Below are 14,793 nucleotides of genomic sequence, written 5' to 3'. Positions count from 1 at the left end.
GTGCGCAGGTGGCAGGATGAGTGATCGTGTCAACCCCCACCGCGCCGCAGCCTGCTCCTCAGCACTGCCCCTCGCCCCGCGAGCTCGACGACCTCGAGCTGCTCGGCCACGGCGGCCTCGCGCCGCTCACCGGCTTCAACGAGCCCGGCAGCCCCGTCACGCTGGAGCTGCCAGAGCCGGTGCTGGCCGCCGCCCGCGAGGCCGGCGCCGTCGAGCTGGTGGACCCCGAGGGGCTGCCGCTGGCGCGCGTGGCCGTGCCCGCCAAGAAGAAGCAGGACGGCGAGGGCTGGCCGGTGCAGGTGCTGGCCACCCCCGAGTACGGCCCCTACCGCCGCTACCACCTCTCCCCCGCGCAGGTGCGCGCCCAGCACGCCGGCCGCACGGTGGTGCCGGTCACCGACGCCCTGACCGACGAGCAGCTGCGCGCGGTCCACGAGCTGGGCCCGGTGCTGCTGCTCGCGCTGACCGGTCACGGCACGCCCGCAATCAGCCCGGTGGCGCTGCTGCGCGCCACCCTGCTGGCCGCGGAGGTGCTCGACGCCGTCGTCGTCGCGGTGCCGCTGGCCAGCCACGGTGACGCGCAGGCCGACCACGACCTGGGCGTGCAGGTGGTGCGCACCTACGCCGGCGACGACCCGGTGCACGCGCTGACCGAGGGCGGCGAGCTGCCGCTGGAGCTGCGCGAGGTGGTGGAGCGCGACCGCCCCGCCCCCGGCGAGCAGGGCCTGGTCATCTTCTTCACCGGCCTCTCCGGCAGCGGCAAGTCCACCCTGGCGCGTGCGCTGATGGACCAGGTGCTCGAGCAGGGCGAGCGCACGCTCACGAGCCTCGACGGCGACGTGGTGCGCCGCAACCTCTCCGCCGGTCTCACCTTCAGCAAGGAGGACCGCGAGACCAACATCCGCCGCATCGGCTGGGTGGCGGCCGAGATCGCCCGCCACGGCGGCGTCGCGGTCTGCAGCCCCATCGCCCCCTTCGACGCGACCCGCCAGCAGGTGCGCCAGATGGTCGACGACGCCGGCGGCGCGTTCTTCCTCGTGCACGTGGCCACCCCGCTGGAGGAGTGCGAGCGCCGCGACCGCAAGGGCCTCTACAAGCTGGCCCGCGAGGGCAAGATCCCCGAGTTCACCGGCATCTCCTCGCCCTACGAGCAGCCCGCCGACGCCGACGTCGTCGTCGACACCACCGGCCGCACCATCGAGGACGCCCTCGCCGACGTCGTCGACGCCCTCGCCCAGACCGGCCACCTCACCCTGGTGGACGACGAATCGCTGGTCGACCCAGCCGAGCGCGACCAACCGCTGGTTGAGCCGGGCGAGCGCGACCAACCGCTGGTTGAGCCGGGCGAGCGCCAGCGAGCCCGTGTCGAAACCCCGCAAGACGACCGCCCTCCCGCGACCACCCACACCGCGGAAGCCGACGAGCCCCTCAAGGTCCTCTTCGTCTGCACCGCCAACATCTGCCGCTCGCCGTACATGGAGCTCCTGGCCCGCAGGATCGCCGAGGAGACCGGCGCAGCAACCCGGCTCAGCTTCGCCAGCGCGGGCACCCACGGCTTCCGCGAGCACGCGATGGACGACGTCATGGCCACCACCCTGACCTCCCGGGGCGTCGCCCACGACGAGTTCCGCAGTCAACGCCTCACCAGCCAGCTCATCGCCGACGCCGACCTGGTGCTGACCGCGGAGTCCACGCACCGCCAGTTCATCCTCGACGACCACCCGGGCGACTTCCGCAAGGTCTTCACCCTGGGCCAGTTCGCGGAGTCGGTGCGCTCGCTGCACACCGACCTCACCGGCCGCCAGCTGTTGGCCGCAGCAGGCCTGCGCCGGGGCGGCGCCTCGGAGCGCCTCGACATCGGCGACCCCTACCGCCGTGGCCCTGAGGCCGCGGCAAGCACGGCCGAGCGCGTGGAGGAGCTGCTGCGCGTCGTCGTGCCGGCTCTGGCCGGGGCTGAGAGGATCACGCCGTGATCGAGTTGATTGGTGCGGAGTGGCCGGGGATCCTGGTCGCGGGCTTCGTGGTGGGCATCGTCGTGGGCCTGACCGGCATGGGCGGTGGCGCGCTGATGACGCCGGCGCTGATCTTCCTGGGCGTCGGGCAGGGCAACGCGGCCACCATCGTGACCGCCGACCTGACGGCGGCCGCGGTGTACAAGACCGGCGGCGCGGTGGTGCACGCCCGCGAGGGCTCCCCCAACTTCAAGCTGGCGATGTGGCTGGTGATCGGCTCGGTGCCCACGGCCCTGGCCGGGCCGTACCTGGTGCAGGCGTTCACCGAGGACGCCGAGCAGCTCGACAACGTGCTGAAGATGGCGATCGGCTTCGCGCTGCTCTTCGCGGCCTCCACCTACGCGCTGCGCCTCTACATCAACCTGCGCCGGGTGCGCGGCGGCGGCGACCCGGGCGACCCCAACCCGAGGATCCGCCCGGTGCCGACCCTGCTGGTGGGCGCCCTGGGCGGCCTGCTGGTGGGCATCACCAGCGTCGGCTCGGGCTCGGTCATCATGATCGCGCTGCTGATGCTCTACCCGGGGCTCTCGGCGGTGAAGCTGGTGGGCACCGACCTGGTGCAGGCCGTGCCGCTGGTGCTGGCCGCCGCCGTCGCCAACATCGCCATCCACGGCCTCGACTGGGGCATCGTGCTGCCGCTGATCGCGGGCTCGGTGCCCGGCACCCTGCTGGGCAGCAAGATCGCGCCGAAGGTGCCGCAGTCCTACATCCGCCGCGGCATCGTGGTGGTGCTGACGATGAGCGGCGTCGCGCTGCTCGACAAGTCCGGCTGGGGCCCGCTGGGCGAGGACGAGACCCACCCGCTGTTCATCGGCCTCGTGGGTGTGGCCATGGTGGTGCTGGTGCCGCTGATCTGGGGGGTGCTCCGCAAGGAGCAGGGCCTGCCCATGTTCGGCGCCCCCACCGTCCGCGACCTCGACCGCTACGAGTACGTCGTCAGCCGCCACACCGCGCAGCTGCAGGAGCAGGAGCGCCGCAACCGCGACGCATCCAGCGACAAGGACCCCGACTCACACGCTGGTTGAGCCGGGCGAGCGCCAGCGAGCCCGTGTCGAAACCCCGCACGACGACCGCCCTCCCGCCACCACCCCACCCACTGGTCGAGTAGCCCGACGTCGAGCTCGCGAGACGTCGGGCGTACCGAGGCCGCGCAAGCCAACCGCCCTCCGCCACCACCTCCCGCGTGGCACCCATGCTGCGTGCGACGCGGGAGGCGACCCGCTGGACAGGGGTCAGGCGCTGGGAAGCCGCAACACGCCCGACGCCGCCTGTGGTGCGCGCGCGATCTTGCGGACCCGCTTGCTGGCGGTGTCGACGGTCCAGGTCGCGTAACCGGGTCGCGTGGCGGTCACCCGTGCCCGCACCCTCATCCCTTCGTGCCGCTTCTTCAGCACGAGCAGCTTGCCCGTGGTCCCTCGGATCCTGGTGCCGTTGGCGTACCAGCGGATGGTCAGCCTGACGTCCTCGGGCGTGAAGCGACCCAGCCTCACGGCCAGGATGCGGCCCACGCGTGCCTTGCCGACGACTACGGGCATCCGCGAGGTGGTGATGGTGCCGGGCAGCACCGGGGACGCCACGTCGGCCACGGCCGAGGCCGAGGTGTGGTCGGGGGCGGAACCCGTCACGCGCACGCTGATGCGTGTGCGCACGTGCTGGGGTTCGAGCCGCAGCACAGCCTCCTCGGCTCCTGCCACGGGTCGACCGTTGCTGAACCAGGCGTAGGCGTAGGAGATCCCGTCCGGCGCCCACGACCGAGGCGTGGCTGTGAGCACCGATCCCACACGAGGCGTCCCGGAGATGACCACCGAGCCGGCCACCACGGCCGGGTCCACCGGGTCCACCGGGTCCACCGGGTCCACCGGATCGACCGGGTCCACCGGGTCCACCGGATCGACCGGGTCCACCGGGTCCACCGGGTCCACCGGGTCCACCGGGTCCACCGGATCGACCGGATCGACCGGGTCCACCGGGTCCACCGGGTCCACCGGGTCCACCGGATCGACCGGATCGACCGGATCGACCGGATCGACCGCACCCACGGCCGGGAGCTGCAGGGTGGCGTTGCGACGGGTCACCCGCTGCGCCTCGCCCACCACGACGTCGGTCGCCTCCGCGAGGGAGTCCGCGTCGTCGTAGTACTCGCTTAGCTGGCACGTGCCCTGGCAGCTGCTGGTGTCGAAGTGGAGGCGGTAGGTGCCGGCCGGCACCTCCAGGCGGTAGTTGCCCTCGAGGCCCCCGCCCTCGCTGTCCGTCGTGTCCGACGGCCAGCGCACCCACCGGCCGCCCTGGCTGCGGTAGGGCGTCACCCGCACGTCCGACAGCGGCTCACCGGACTCGTCGACGACGAGACCCGTGATCGAGCTGGCCGGCGCCAGCACGGCATCCCGGTCCGGCACCGTCTGACCCGGCTCCACCGAGATGGTCACGGCATCGTCCACGGAGGCGGCGTCGGAGTAGAACTCCGAGGCGTACACGGGTGCGCTGAAGCCCAGCCGGTACTCGCCGGGCGTGACCGCGACGTCGAACGCTCCCTCGTCGACGCTGTCCGACGCGGCCTCGGTCCACGTGTCGCCGTCACGTCGGTAGGCCGTCACCTGCCCGTCCGCGACAGGTTCTCCCGACCGGCTCGTGAGCATGCCCGCGATCCGCCCGGCACTCGCGGTCGTCAGACGTCCGTCGATGCCCGTGAGGTTCTCCCCCCGTGCGACGACCAGGTCGTCGGCGTCCTCGACGGTCGACGCGCCGCCCCAGAAGACCGGGGCGTGGGGCGTCCCACCGAAGCCGACGCGATAGTGGCCGGCGGCCACCGCGGTGAACGAGTAGCCGCCCTCGCCGTCGCTCGTGGTCGTGCGGTCGGTGACCCAGGACGAGCAGCCCGGCCCGCACTGCTTGAACCGGAGCAGCGACACCGCCGTGCCAGCCACCGGGTTCCCGTCGGCAGCGGACACGGTGCCGGTCACGGTGGCCGAGGGCGCACTGAGGTAGGCGTCGATGCTGGCTCGCACCTCGGTGCCCTCCACGGTGATCGGAGTTGCTTGGTCCACGAAGTCCACGTCGTCGTAGAACTCGGGATCCAGGCCACCGGAGGCGAACCTGACGGCGTACTGGCCGGGCGGCAGGCCCTGCACCAGGTAGGTCCCGTTCTGCTTGATGACGGCCTCGGCCGCCCGGACCCAGCCGCCGTCTCGCTTGCTGAAGACCTCGACGCGCCCACCGACGGGTCCGGACTCGCTGCTGACAGCCCCCTGGATCGCGCCACCGGAGGAGAGGACGGCGTCGGCGGTGAACGCCTCGTCGTCGCTCAGGACGATGCTCTCTGCCCCGGTCGAGTCAGCGCCGGTGGGCCAGGACGCCGCCATCCGGCCGGGTGCGCTGAAGCCGACCTCGTAGCTGCCCGCGCGGAGTCCGGTGACCTGGTAGGCGCCGTCGGCGTCCGTGTCGACCACGCGCAGCGGGTCGGGATGGTCGCTGCGCGGCGACCGGTAGACCGACACGGTCGCACCGGCCAACCCGACCGTGGTCTCGTCGGTCACCACCCCTCGGATGCTCGCGCCCCGGCGGACGAGGATGTTGGCGCCGCGAGTCACCTGGCCTGCGGTCACGGTGACCGGCGTCGCCTCGCTCGCCGAGGTCACGACCGGGTGGAAGGTCGGGAGGAACTCGTCCTGGGCGCTGCTGGCACGCAGCACGTAGTCCCCGGGGGCCAGCCCTGCCAGCCGGAACGACCAGTCGTCGTCGTCGAGGTAGGCGGTCGCTGCGGGCTCTCCGGACATCTCGGCACCCAGCGGCCAGGCCTCGACGGTGACGTCGTAGGGCCCACCCAGCGGCGAGAGGGAGATGACCCGACCGCGCACCACGCCCGCCTCGCGCACCGTGACGTCGACGTCGTCTCGCACCTGGCCGGCTCTCATGACCAGGCGCTCGGCGGACGCCGCGTCGGTCACGTCGCCGCCGTAGGTGGTGACGTGAAGGCCGAGGTGGTCACGGACGACCAGGCGGTAGACGCCCGGGGGGAGCGGCGGCATCTCGTAGAAGCCGTCGCCGTCGGTGCGGGCGTAGCCCTCGCCGACGAACTGCCCGTTGCTCAGCAGCTCGGCCTCGACGTCGAGGTACGGCAGCGGCACACCCTCCTCGTCGACCACACGGCCGCTGATCATCGCCTGGTACCGGCCGAGCGCCGCGTCGTGCCCGGCGGACGACTGCCCCTCGCCCACCTCGATCCGGGTCGCGTCGTCGAGCTCGGCGACGTCGTCCCAGCACTCCGAGCGGTAGGTGCGCCAGGGGTCGTTGCCCGCCAGGAAGCACAGCCGGTAGGTGCCCGCGCGCAGCCCGCCGAGGTCGAAGGAGCTGTCTCTGTACGCGTCGCCGGCGCGGATCCACTGCTCCCCGACCTGGAGGTAGGCCTGGACGTCGACGCCGGTGCTCAGCGGGGCGCCTCCCACCTCGGTGAGCGCGCCGCTGAGCCGCGCGCCGGGGGCTAGCACCGTGTCGACGCCGGTGCGGTCCTGGCCCAGCTCCACCCGGGTGGGGGTCGCCTCCTCGGCGGTCGCGACGTCGCCGAGGTACTGCCAGGCGAAGTTCCCGGCTGTGTCACGGAAGGCGAGGCGGTACTGGCCGGCCTCGAGACCCCTCAGTCGGTAGCGCCCGTCCTCGTCGGTGTACGTGGTGGGCAGGCCGCGACCGGGGTCGACCTCCACGTCCGGGAGGGGGTTGCCGGCGCGGTCACTGACCGTGCCGGAGATGCTGGCGAAGTCCGTGCGCAGGACGGCGTTACCCACCTGCATCTGCGCGCCGGTGTCGACGACGATCGGGTCGGCGTTCTCCAGCTCGGTGTGGTTGTCGAAGTACTGCGGCGCCATCCCCTCCGGGAAGAAGCCGAGGGTGTAGGTGCCCCGCGGGAGACCGACGACCGAGTACTCGCCCCTCCAGTCGGACGTGACGCTGTACTGCCACAAGGGGCGCCACCGCCAGTTCACCCACTGGTACAGCTGCACCCCGACCTGGGACACGCCGGCGCCGTCCTGGTCCAGGATCCTGCCCGTCAGGGTCGCCGCGGGCTCCAGCGTCGCGTCGATGCCGGTCACGTCCTGCTGCGCGCCGACGACGACGTCGGTGGCCGAGTCGACGTCGAGCGCCGCATCCCAGAACTCGGGGGCGTAGAGACGTCCCTCGGGGGAGCAGGCACTGCAGCGCGAGGGCCGGAAGCCCACCCGGTAGGTCCCGGGCTTGAGCTTGGTGATGCGGTAGCGCCCCTCGCTGTCGGTGTTCCAGCCGCTGGTGATCTCGCGCCAGCTGAAGCCGTCGCGACCCCAGAGCGAGATCTCGACGTCGGGCACCGGGGTCCCCTGCGCGGAGGTCACGGCGCCGCTGATCGTGGAGAGCCGCGCCAGCTGGGCGTCGATCCCGCTGACGCTGGCGCCCTCGCCCACCTCGATCGTCGTGGCGATCGACAGGTCGAAGGTGTCGTCCCAGAACTCGCCGACGTAGGGCGAGGAATCCCCCGGGCGGAACTCGAGGGCGTAGGTGCCGGGGCGCAGCCCCTCGAACAGGTAGCGGCCCTCCGCGCCAACGTAGACATCGGCGACGGCCTGCCAGTCTCCCGCGACGTCCATGCGGTGGGCGATCACCACGACGTCGTCGAGCGGCTCGCCCTCGGGTCCGGTCAGCAGACCCGTGATGCTGGCGGCGCGGGTCAGCCGCGCTGCCGCGAGCTCGGTGTTCTCGCCGGCCTGGACGGTCACGTCGGCCGCGGACTTCACGGAGTCGGCATCCTCCCAGTGCTCCTCCAGCTGTGCGCCGCGCTCGAAGCGCAACCGGTACGTGCCGGGTGCCAGCCCACCCGCCTCGTAGCCGCCGTCGGCTTGGCTGAGCGCCACGGCGACGCTTTTCCAGCTGCCCGAAGCACGGCTCAGCACGGTGACGAACTGGCGGGCTAGCGGGCGTCCATTCGCGTCGTCGAGCACGGTGCCGCTGATCGATCCGGCTCGCTGCAGGGAGGCGTCGATGCCGCTGACGTCGGTGTCGTCCACCGGGACGTCGGTGGCGGCCTCCAGCGTGGAGGCGTCGTCGTAGAACTCGGGCACGACGTCGGTGGCGCCTTCGTCGCCGAACTGGTACCGGTAGGTGCCAGGGGTCACGCCCTCGAAGCGATACGCCCCGCCGGTGCTGACGGTCTGGTCGGCGAACTCCCAGGCATCCCCCGCCTGGCGGTAGGCGATGACAAGGAGATCGCTCAACGCCCCGCCGTCGGAGTCGGTGACGACCCCGGAGACAGCGACGCCATCGGCGGCGTGGGCCGGTGTCACCGGCAGGAGTGCCGCGGTGACCCCGGCGGTGGCGGTCAGGGCGACCACCACAGCCAGGGATCGACGCAGCGAGCGCGGACGGCGCGAGAACTTCACGTGAGACCCCATGTCTTCAACCAGCATCGGTCGGGCGGCGAACGCCCTCGCGGAAGGTAAAGAATCCATGGCGCGCGATCCATGGCTAGACCAGGACGCCGAGCATGGCCCGTCGCGCGCCACCCCATGGCCCGGACGGACTATCCGGCCCCAGGTCTCACCGCATCAGCGCAGGTCAGCGGCATAACGGAGCGGGATGAGCCCCTTGCTGACCCACCCCTCGAGGATTCTCCCTACTTTCACGATCTCCGGAAGATCTCGTGCCAGGCACATGGGTCGGGGGTCCGGGAAGCGCGACGACGACACCGCTACGAGCGCCGCTGGCCCACGACCAGCCGTTCCACCCACACCCCCATCGGCAACAATTCCCGCTGCCCACCACCCCGTGGCACACTCAGTGGTCCAGACACGCGAGGCCATGGGGGTGGAGCATGCGTGGTCCGTCCCTTCCGTTCGCGTACGCGCGACGGGTGGCCGGGTTGGCAGTCAGCAACCCGCAGGAGTTCGCCGACCGCGTCCAGGGCCGCATCGAGCGGCGCCGCCACCGGTCCGAGACCGCACCGCCGCTGTTCTCCGACCCGCAGGGCTGGGGCGACGCGCTGCACCGCCTGCTCGGCGAGCCGGAGCAGTGCCGCAACTGCGACCGCTTCTCCGAGATCTGGGCCGACATCGAGGCCGACCTCCCGCCCGACTCCCCCGCCCTCGGCGAGGGCTTCGACGCCGGCGTCGGTCTGGCGCAGGCCGCCTACGTCACGGTGCGGCACCTCAAGCCGGCCCGCGTGGTCGAGACGGGGGTGGCGCGCGGCGTCACGACGCGCTTCGTGCTGGAGGCGATGGCCGAGAACGGCCATGGCCAGCTCACCAGCATCGACCTGCCGCCGCTGACCCGCCACTGGCACCAGCACACCGCCTCCGCGGTGCCGCAGCGGTTGCACCACCGCTGGCAGTTCGTGCGCGGCTCGAGCCGCCGCGAGCTGCCCTACCTGCTGGCAGGGGCCCATCGGCGTCTTCATCCAGGACTCGAGCCACACCCAGCGCCTCATGCACTGGGAGATGGCGACCGCGTGGCCGCACGTGGAGCCGGGCGGGGTACTGCTCTCCGACGGCGCCAACCGCAGCCGTGCGTTCCGCGAGTCGGGCGCGCTGGCTGAGGGCACCTGGCTCACCGCGCACGAGTGGGAGCGCGAGCGCTACCTGGGCGTCATCCGACGCCCACCCACCGCGCGGGCTACTCCCCGGAGCGCGTGAAGGCCGACTCGCCGGCAGGCTTCCCGGTCTCCGGCGACGCCGCCGACTCCTTGGCAGCCTTCTTGTCGGCCCGCCGGTCGGCACGCGAAGCCGTGCTCTTCGCCGACCCCTTGCCGCTGGTCACCGCCTCGGGCCCGTAGCCGTACCCGTAGCCATAGCCGTACCCGTAGCCCGAGCCGCCCTTCTTCACGGGCGCCTGGTTGATCACCACGCCCACGCACTTGGCGTCCACGGCCTCGAGGCGCTCCATCGAGGAGGCCAGCTGGTCACGGCTGGTCTTGCCGTGCTTGACGACGACGAACAGCCCGTCGGCCTGGGCGGCGAGCAGGGCCGCGTCGGTGACAGGCAGCAGCGGCGGGGCGTCGATGAGCACCACGTCGAACTCGTGGCGCAGCTCGTCGAGCAGCTTCTCCATGGCGTGGCTCTGCAGCAGCTCGGAGGGGTTGGGTGGGATGGGGCCGCTGGAGAGCACCTTGAGGCCGGTGTCGGCGTAGTCCTGCAGCGCGTCGCGCCAGGAGACCTTGCCGATCAGCACGGTGGTGGTGCCGACGCTGCCGTCGAGCTCGAGCCGCTCCCCCACCTTGGGCCGGCGCAGGTCGCACTCCACCAGCACCACCTTCTGGCCGGCCATGGCGAGGGTGATCGCGAGATTGCTGACGGTGGTGCTCTTGCCCTCGCCCGGCAGCGCGCTGGAGACCACGAAGCAGCGTCGGTCGTGGTCGACCTCCACGTACTGCAGGTTGGTGCGCAGCACCCGGAAGGACTCCGCCCAGGGGGTGGTCTGCCGAAGCTCCTCGGCCGGTGTCTTGCGCACCGCCGTGGGGTCGGCTCCGATGTGGCCCAGGATCGGCACGTCGGTGATGGCGGCGACGTCGTCGGCCGAGCTCACCGAGGTGTCCAGCACCTCGCGCAGCACGGCGATGCCGACGCCGAGCAGCAGCCCGAGCACCAGGCCGAGCCCGAGGTTGCGCACCGGCTGGGGGCTGACGGGAGAGTCGTTCACCTCGGCGTTGTCGACGATGGAGGCGGTGATCAGGGGCGTGGACTCACCTGCCGGTGTCTCGAGGTTGACCACCAGGTCGGAGAGCGCCTCGGCGTAGGCCTGCGCCACGTCGCGCGCCACGAACTCGTCGGGGTCGGTGGCGGTGATGGTGAGGTTGACGGTCTCGGGGACCACCTCGGCGGTGACGTTCTGCAGCAGCTCGTCGGGGTCGACCTCACCGCCGAGGTTGTCGCTGACCGTCTCTGCGAGCTGCCGAGTGGTCACCAGATCTGCGTACGAGGAGACCCGCTGCGTGGCGAAGATGCCTCCCTGCGCTGCCTCGTTGGTGTCAGAGGACCGCGTGGAGACGAACAGCTGCGCGTCCGAGGAGTACATCGGCGTCGCGGTCGCAGTCAGCCCGATGGCGGCACCCACGCACACCACCACGGCAGTGAGCACCCACACCCACCGCTTGCGGATGGTCAGCCAGTAGTCCCTCAGCTCCACGTGGTCACGTCCAATCCCGCCCGAGGCTCGTCGCTGTTGTCACGGTAGATCATCCTCAGCAGGCGCTCGCGAAGGTGCGGTCGCCGCTGCCGGGCACGACGGACGGCGTCACCAGGCTCTGACCCGCCGCATCCTGTCCCGCGCCGGTCGAGAGGTCGGCGCTCAAGACGAGGTCGTCACGGCTGGTGAGCTCGATGACGATGGTGGCGACCTGGCGGCCATCGATCTCGGAGACCTCGGTCAGCTCGAGCTTCTCGCCGTCGATCATCGCTGCATCGATGCTGCCCCCGAAGGGCGCGTACAGCCGGACGGCGACCAGCTGGGCTCCCGGCTCACCCCCGGCGCCACCCCCACCCGTGACGTACGGCGGCAGTTCCGCGGCCGACGCCGGGTCGATGGACTGACGCATCGTAAGGGTGGCACGCAGCCGCTGACGGTCGTCAGGCAGACACTCGGCTGCTTGGACGTCGAGCCGGTAGCGCAGGTAGTAGCTCATCTTCGAGGCGGTCAGGTCGGAGAGGCCGACGTCCACGTGCGGGATCGCGCCGTCGTCGCCGGGCTGCTCACCCAGCACCAGCGTGCCGGCCAGCTGCTCGGCCACGGCGGGGTCGAACGGGGCGAACAGCAGACGACGCTCGTCAGTGGCGCGAGCGAGACCTTCGACCAGCGGCACGGGCTCAGCGGCGTCACTCACCACGGCGCGGAACACCGTGGCGGCTGCCTGCTCGAAGAACACGTCCTGCTGGGCGGGGTCGGCGATCTCGAGGTAGGGGCGGCTCAGCAGCTCCTCCACCGCGTTCTCGGCGGTGATGGCGCGGTCGCCCACCTGCACCGGGCCCGTGGCCTCGAGCAGGTAGCCCAGCGCCACCGGGTCGATCGCCAGCACCCCGCTCAGCTCGATGTCGGGGTACTTCAGGTCCCAGTGCGCCTGCCACAGCTCGGCGGCGCGGGGGAAGTCGGGCGTGAATCCGGGGTTGGCGAAGAACTGGCCGATCGCCTCGCTGTAGGTGGCGATCTCGCCGGGTGTGAGGGGCAGCGGCGACGTGTCGCGCACGGGGAAGTCGGGCCACGAACCCTGCTCGCGCAGCTCAAGCGCACCGTCCTCCACGTGCAGGCGCGCCCACGAACCGGGCAGGCCGCCGGTCGCCCGCACCTCGGCGTTGTTCTGGAAGATCAGCAGGTAGTCTCGGGCACCGTCCTGGCCCAGCATGGTGGGCAGCACCTGGGTGGCCTTCGCCGCTCCACGCAGAGCGCCCGCGGCTTCGCTCACCTGGCTGTCCAGCGACTCGAACGGCCCCTGGAGCGCACCGACGAGGCCGTCGGTGTCGATCACGTTCAGCGACTGCTCGGCGGCGGTGAAGGCCTCCTCGGCGCTGGCCATCGGCTGCTGCAGAGCAGCCACCCGCTGCAGGTCGATGCGCCCGTCGCCCAGCAGGCCCTGGACGTCATCGATCGCGCCGGTCAGCGGCTCGACGCCTCCGCGGGTCACCCTGTCGAGGCTCTCGCTGATCACCCGGACGGCGTCGGCGTCGTCACCGATGACCGGAAGCAGCGTCAAGGCACTCCACACCGGGCCGTCGGTGCGGGCTCGAGCTGAGCCCGCGTGCTCAGCAAGAGCATCTACGGCGTCGTCACGGGCCGCAGTGTCGTCAGCCTCGAGCGCGCTCCGCAGCTCTTGCGCAGCCGCCTCCGCGTCCCGGAGGTCGCGCTGCACCTGATACCCGCTCCAGGCAACCCAAGCGAGGCCTAGCACGACCACCAACGCGACTCCCCCGATGACTCGACCTCGCGTCAGCACAGGTTCCCGACCTCCACGTCGAATTGCGAATGTAGGACCGTGTGCGCATGGCAAAGGGCCCCAGCCCAAGCGGCCGGGGCCCTTCGCTCAGTGCACGATCAGATGCGGAAGTTGGCGGTCTCCGACGACCGGGCGAACCGGGTGTTCTTGCCGGGGAGGTAGGTCATCGTCACCGTGTAGCGACCCTTGCGCAGGTTGTTGAAGATGGTGAACTTCTTGGCCGGGTAGTCGACGATGACGGTGCGCTTGGTGCCGTTGGGGCTGGTCAGCACGATCTTGACCTGGCCGCGGGGAACCGCGTTGCCCTGCGTCCCGACAGTCACATTGATGCGCGCCTTATTCTTGCCCGGCTTCGGCTTCGGGTTCGGCGCGCTCTCGGTGGGGATGCACCCCTGGTAACCGCAGCGGGGAGCAGCCGAGGCGGTGGTACCGCTCACTGCGACCAGGCCGGCCACCATCATGAAGGCTGCAAGCAGCCCAACAAAAAGCTTCTTCATGTCTTGCTCCACAGGCTCGTGATGGTCAGGCGACGGACGGTGTCCCCCGAGGTCTGGCGCGAGTCAACCACAGAAGACTGGTTCAGACCTCTTCGATAGGTGGATCGGACCAGTATTTCCTCGATCGATCCAAAACGGACCGCTCCGAGCACATCGGCGACCCACGCCGTTCACGTGCATGACACATGAGCGCGTAGACCGACGGGGTCAGCGAGGTCACGCCGTCCGGGCCTGCGACGGAATCGGGCAACGCCCCAACCCACCGCTAGCATGACGGCTGCTGTCCACCCGAGAGGTTGCTTGTTCACCCATGACACAGACGCACGCCGACTACCGGCTCAGCCAGCTCGACCAGCTGGAGGCGGAGTCGATCCACATCTTCCGTGAGGTCGCCGCCGAGTTCGAGAAGCCCGTCCTCATGTTCTCGGGCGGCAAGGACAGCATCGTGATGCTGCGCCTGGCCGAGAAGGCCTTCTACCCCGCCAAGATCCCCTTCCCGGTGCTGCAGGTCGACACCGGGCTGGACTTTCCCGAGGTGCTCGAGACCCGCGACAACTGGGTCAACCGACTGGGCGTGCGCCTGGTGGTGGCCAGCATCGACGACGCCATCGCCAACGGCGTGGTGATCGACGACGGCAAGACCAGCCGCAACCGCATGCAGATCGGCACCCTGCTCAACGCCATCGAGGAGAACGGCTTCACCGCTGCCTTCGGTGGCGGCCGTCGCGACGAGGAGAAGGCTCGCGCCAAGGAGCGCGTCTACTCCCACCGCGACGAGTTCGGCCAGTGGGACCCCAAGAACCAGCGCCCCGAGCTGTGGAGCCTCTACAACGGGCGGCTGCACGAGGGCGAGCACATGCGGATCTTCCCGATCAGCAACTGGACCGAGCTCGACGTCTGGGACTACATCGGCCGCGAAGGCATCGAGATCCCCTCCATCTACTTCTCCCACCAGCGCCGCACCTTCGTGCGCGACGGCATGCTGATGAGCGAGACCCCCCTCAACCCGCTGCGCGAGGGCGAGACCGTCGAGGAGCGCACCGTCCGCTTCCGCACCTGCGGCGACATCTCGCTCACCGGCTGCGTGGAGTCCACGGCCAGCACGATTCCCGAGATCATCGAGGAGATCGCCGTCGCCACCCTCACCGAGCGTGGCGCCACCCGCGGCGACGACCGCTTCAGCGAAGCCGCCATGGAGGACCGCAAGAAGGAGGGCTACTTCTGATGCAGTCCCCCACCGCGACCTTCCGGTGGTCGAGTACCGAGACTCCCGCCACCCCCCGCTGGTCGAGTAGCGCAGCGCCGAGCTTGCGAGGCGCAGCGCGTACCGAGACCCCCGCCACCCACG

Annotated in this window: 8 protein-coding genes; 4 read left to right on the top strand and 4 right to left on the bottom strand. The window is 71.1% G+C overall.

All coding sequences use genetic code 11. The features are described from left to right. Positions 1 to 26 precede the first annotated feature (26 nt). Positions 27 to 1,973 carry an adenylyl-sulfate kinase gene (gene cysC / locus ABD948_RS03705; protein WP_345262770.1) on the top strand — a complete coding sequence of 649 codons (1,947 nt, stop codon included), beginning with the start codon at positions 27 to 29 and terminating at the stop codon, positions 1,971 to 1,973. Further along, positions 1,970 to 3,037, top strand: a complete 1,068-nt coding sequence (locus ABD948_RS03700; protein ID WP_345262768.1) for a sulfite exporter TauE/SafE family protein — start codon at positions 1,970 to 1,972, stop codon at positions 3,035 to 3,037. Before cysC ends, ABD948_RS03700 begins: the two co-directional genes overlap by 4 nt. A gap of 207 nt (positions 3,038 to 3,244) precedes the next feature. Here ABD948_RS03700 and ABD948_RS03695 read toward each other — a convergent pair whose 3' ends face one another. Then, on the bottom strand, positions 3,245 to 8,425 hold the full coding sequence (locus ABD948_RS03695) for a carboxypeptidase regulatory-like domain-containing protein (protein ID WP_345262767.1): 5,181 nt from the start codon (positions 8,423 to 8,425) through the stop codon (positions 3,245 to 3,247). Positions 8,426 to 8,883: 458 nt separating this feature from the next. Here ABD948_RS03695 and ABD948_RS03690 point away from each other — a divergent pair, with 458 nt between their 5' ends. Next, positions 8,884 to 9,564 carry a class I SAM-dependent methyltransferase gene (locus ABD948_RS03690; RefSeq protein ID WP_345262765.1) on the top strand — a complete coding sequence of 227 codons (681 nt, stop codon included), beginning with the start codon at positions 8,884 to 8,886 and terminating at the stop codon, positions 9,562 to 9,564. 77 nt (positions 9,565 to 9,641) lie between these two features. Here ABD948_RS03690 and ABD948_RS03685 read toward each other — a convergent pair whose 3' ends face one another. The 3 genes from ABD948_RS03685 to ABD948_RS03675 form a co-directional block, all read right to left on the bottom strand. Beyond that, positions 9,642 to 11,150 carry a tyrosine-protein kinase domain-containing protein gene (locus ABD948_RS03685; protein ID WP_345262763.1) on the bottom strand — a complete coding sequence of 503 codons (1,509 nt, stop codon included), beginning with the start codon at positions 11,148 to 11,150 and terminating at the stop codon, positions 9,642 to 9,644. Between the two features lie 55 nt (positions 11,151 to 11,205). Next, complete coding sequence (locus ABD948_RS03680; RefSeq protein ID WP_345262761.1) at positions 11,206 to 12,708, bottom strand: DUF4012 domain-containing protein; 1,503 nt, start codon at positions 12,706 to 12,708, stop codon at positions 11,206 to 11,208. 338 nt (positions 12,709 to 13,046) lie between these two features. After that, entirely contained in the window at positions 13,047 to 13,445 is a 399-nt protein-coding gene (locus tag ABD948_RS03675) for a hypothetical protein (protein WP_345262759.1), read from the bottom strand. Between the two features lie 310 nt (positions 13,446 to 13,755). On the opposite strand from ABD948_RS03675, the gene cysD reads away from it, so the two are divergent. Beyond that, positions 13,756 to 14,670: a sulfate adenylyltransferase subunit CysD gene (gene cysD, locus ABD948_RS03670; RefSeq protein ID WP_345262757.1), complete on the top strand. Its 915-nt coding sequence runs from the start codon at positions 13,756 to 13,758 to the stop codon at positions 14,668 to 14,670. Positions 14,671 to 14,793 lie beyond the last annotated feature (123 nt).

Origin of the sequence: Nocardioides nanhaiensis, from assembly GCF_039542785.1 — a bacterium.
Taxonomy (GTDB): Bacteria; Actinomycetota; Actinomycetes; order Propionibacteriales; family Nocardioidaceae; genus Nocardioides; species Nocardioides nanhaiensis.
Note: the sequence above shows the minus strand (reverse complement) of the source record. Positions and strands in the feature narration are given on the sequence as shown.

Excerpts from the sequence above, each read along its gene's own strand:
- ABD948_RS03695 (WP_345262767.1), bottom strand. The coding sequence starts at position 8,425 with ATGGGGTCTCACGTGAAGTTCTCGCGCCGTCCGCGCTCGCTGCGTCGA.
- ABD948_RS03675 (WP_345262759.1), bottom strand. The coding sequence starts at position 13,445 with ATGAAGAAGCTTTTTGTTGGGCTGCTTGCAGCCTTCATGATGGTGGCC.
- cysD (WP_345262757.1), top strand. The coding sequence starts at position 13,756 with ATGACACAGACGCACGCCGACTACCGGCTCAGCCAGCTCGACCAGCTG.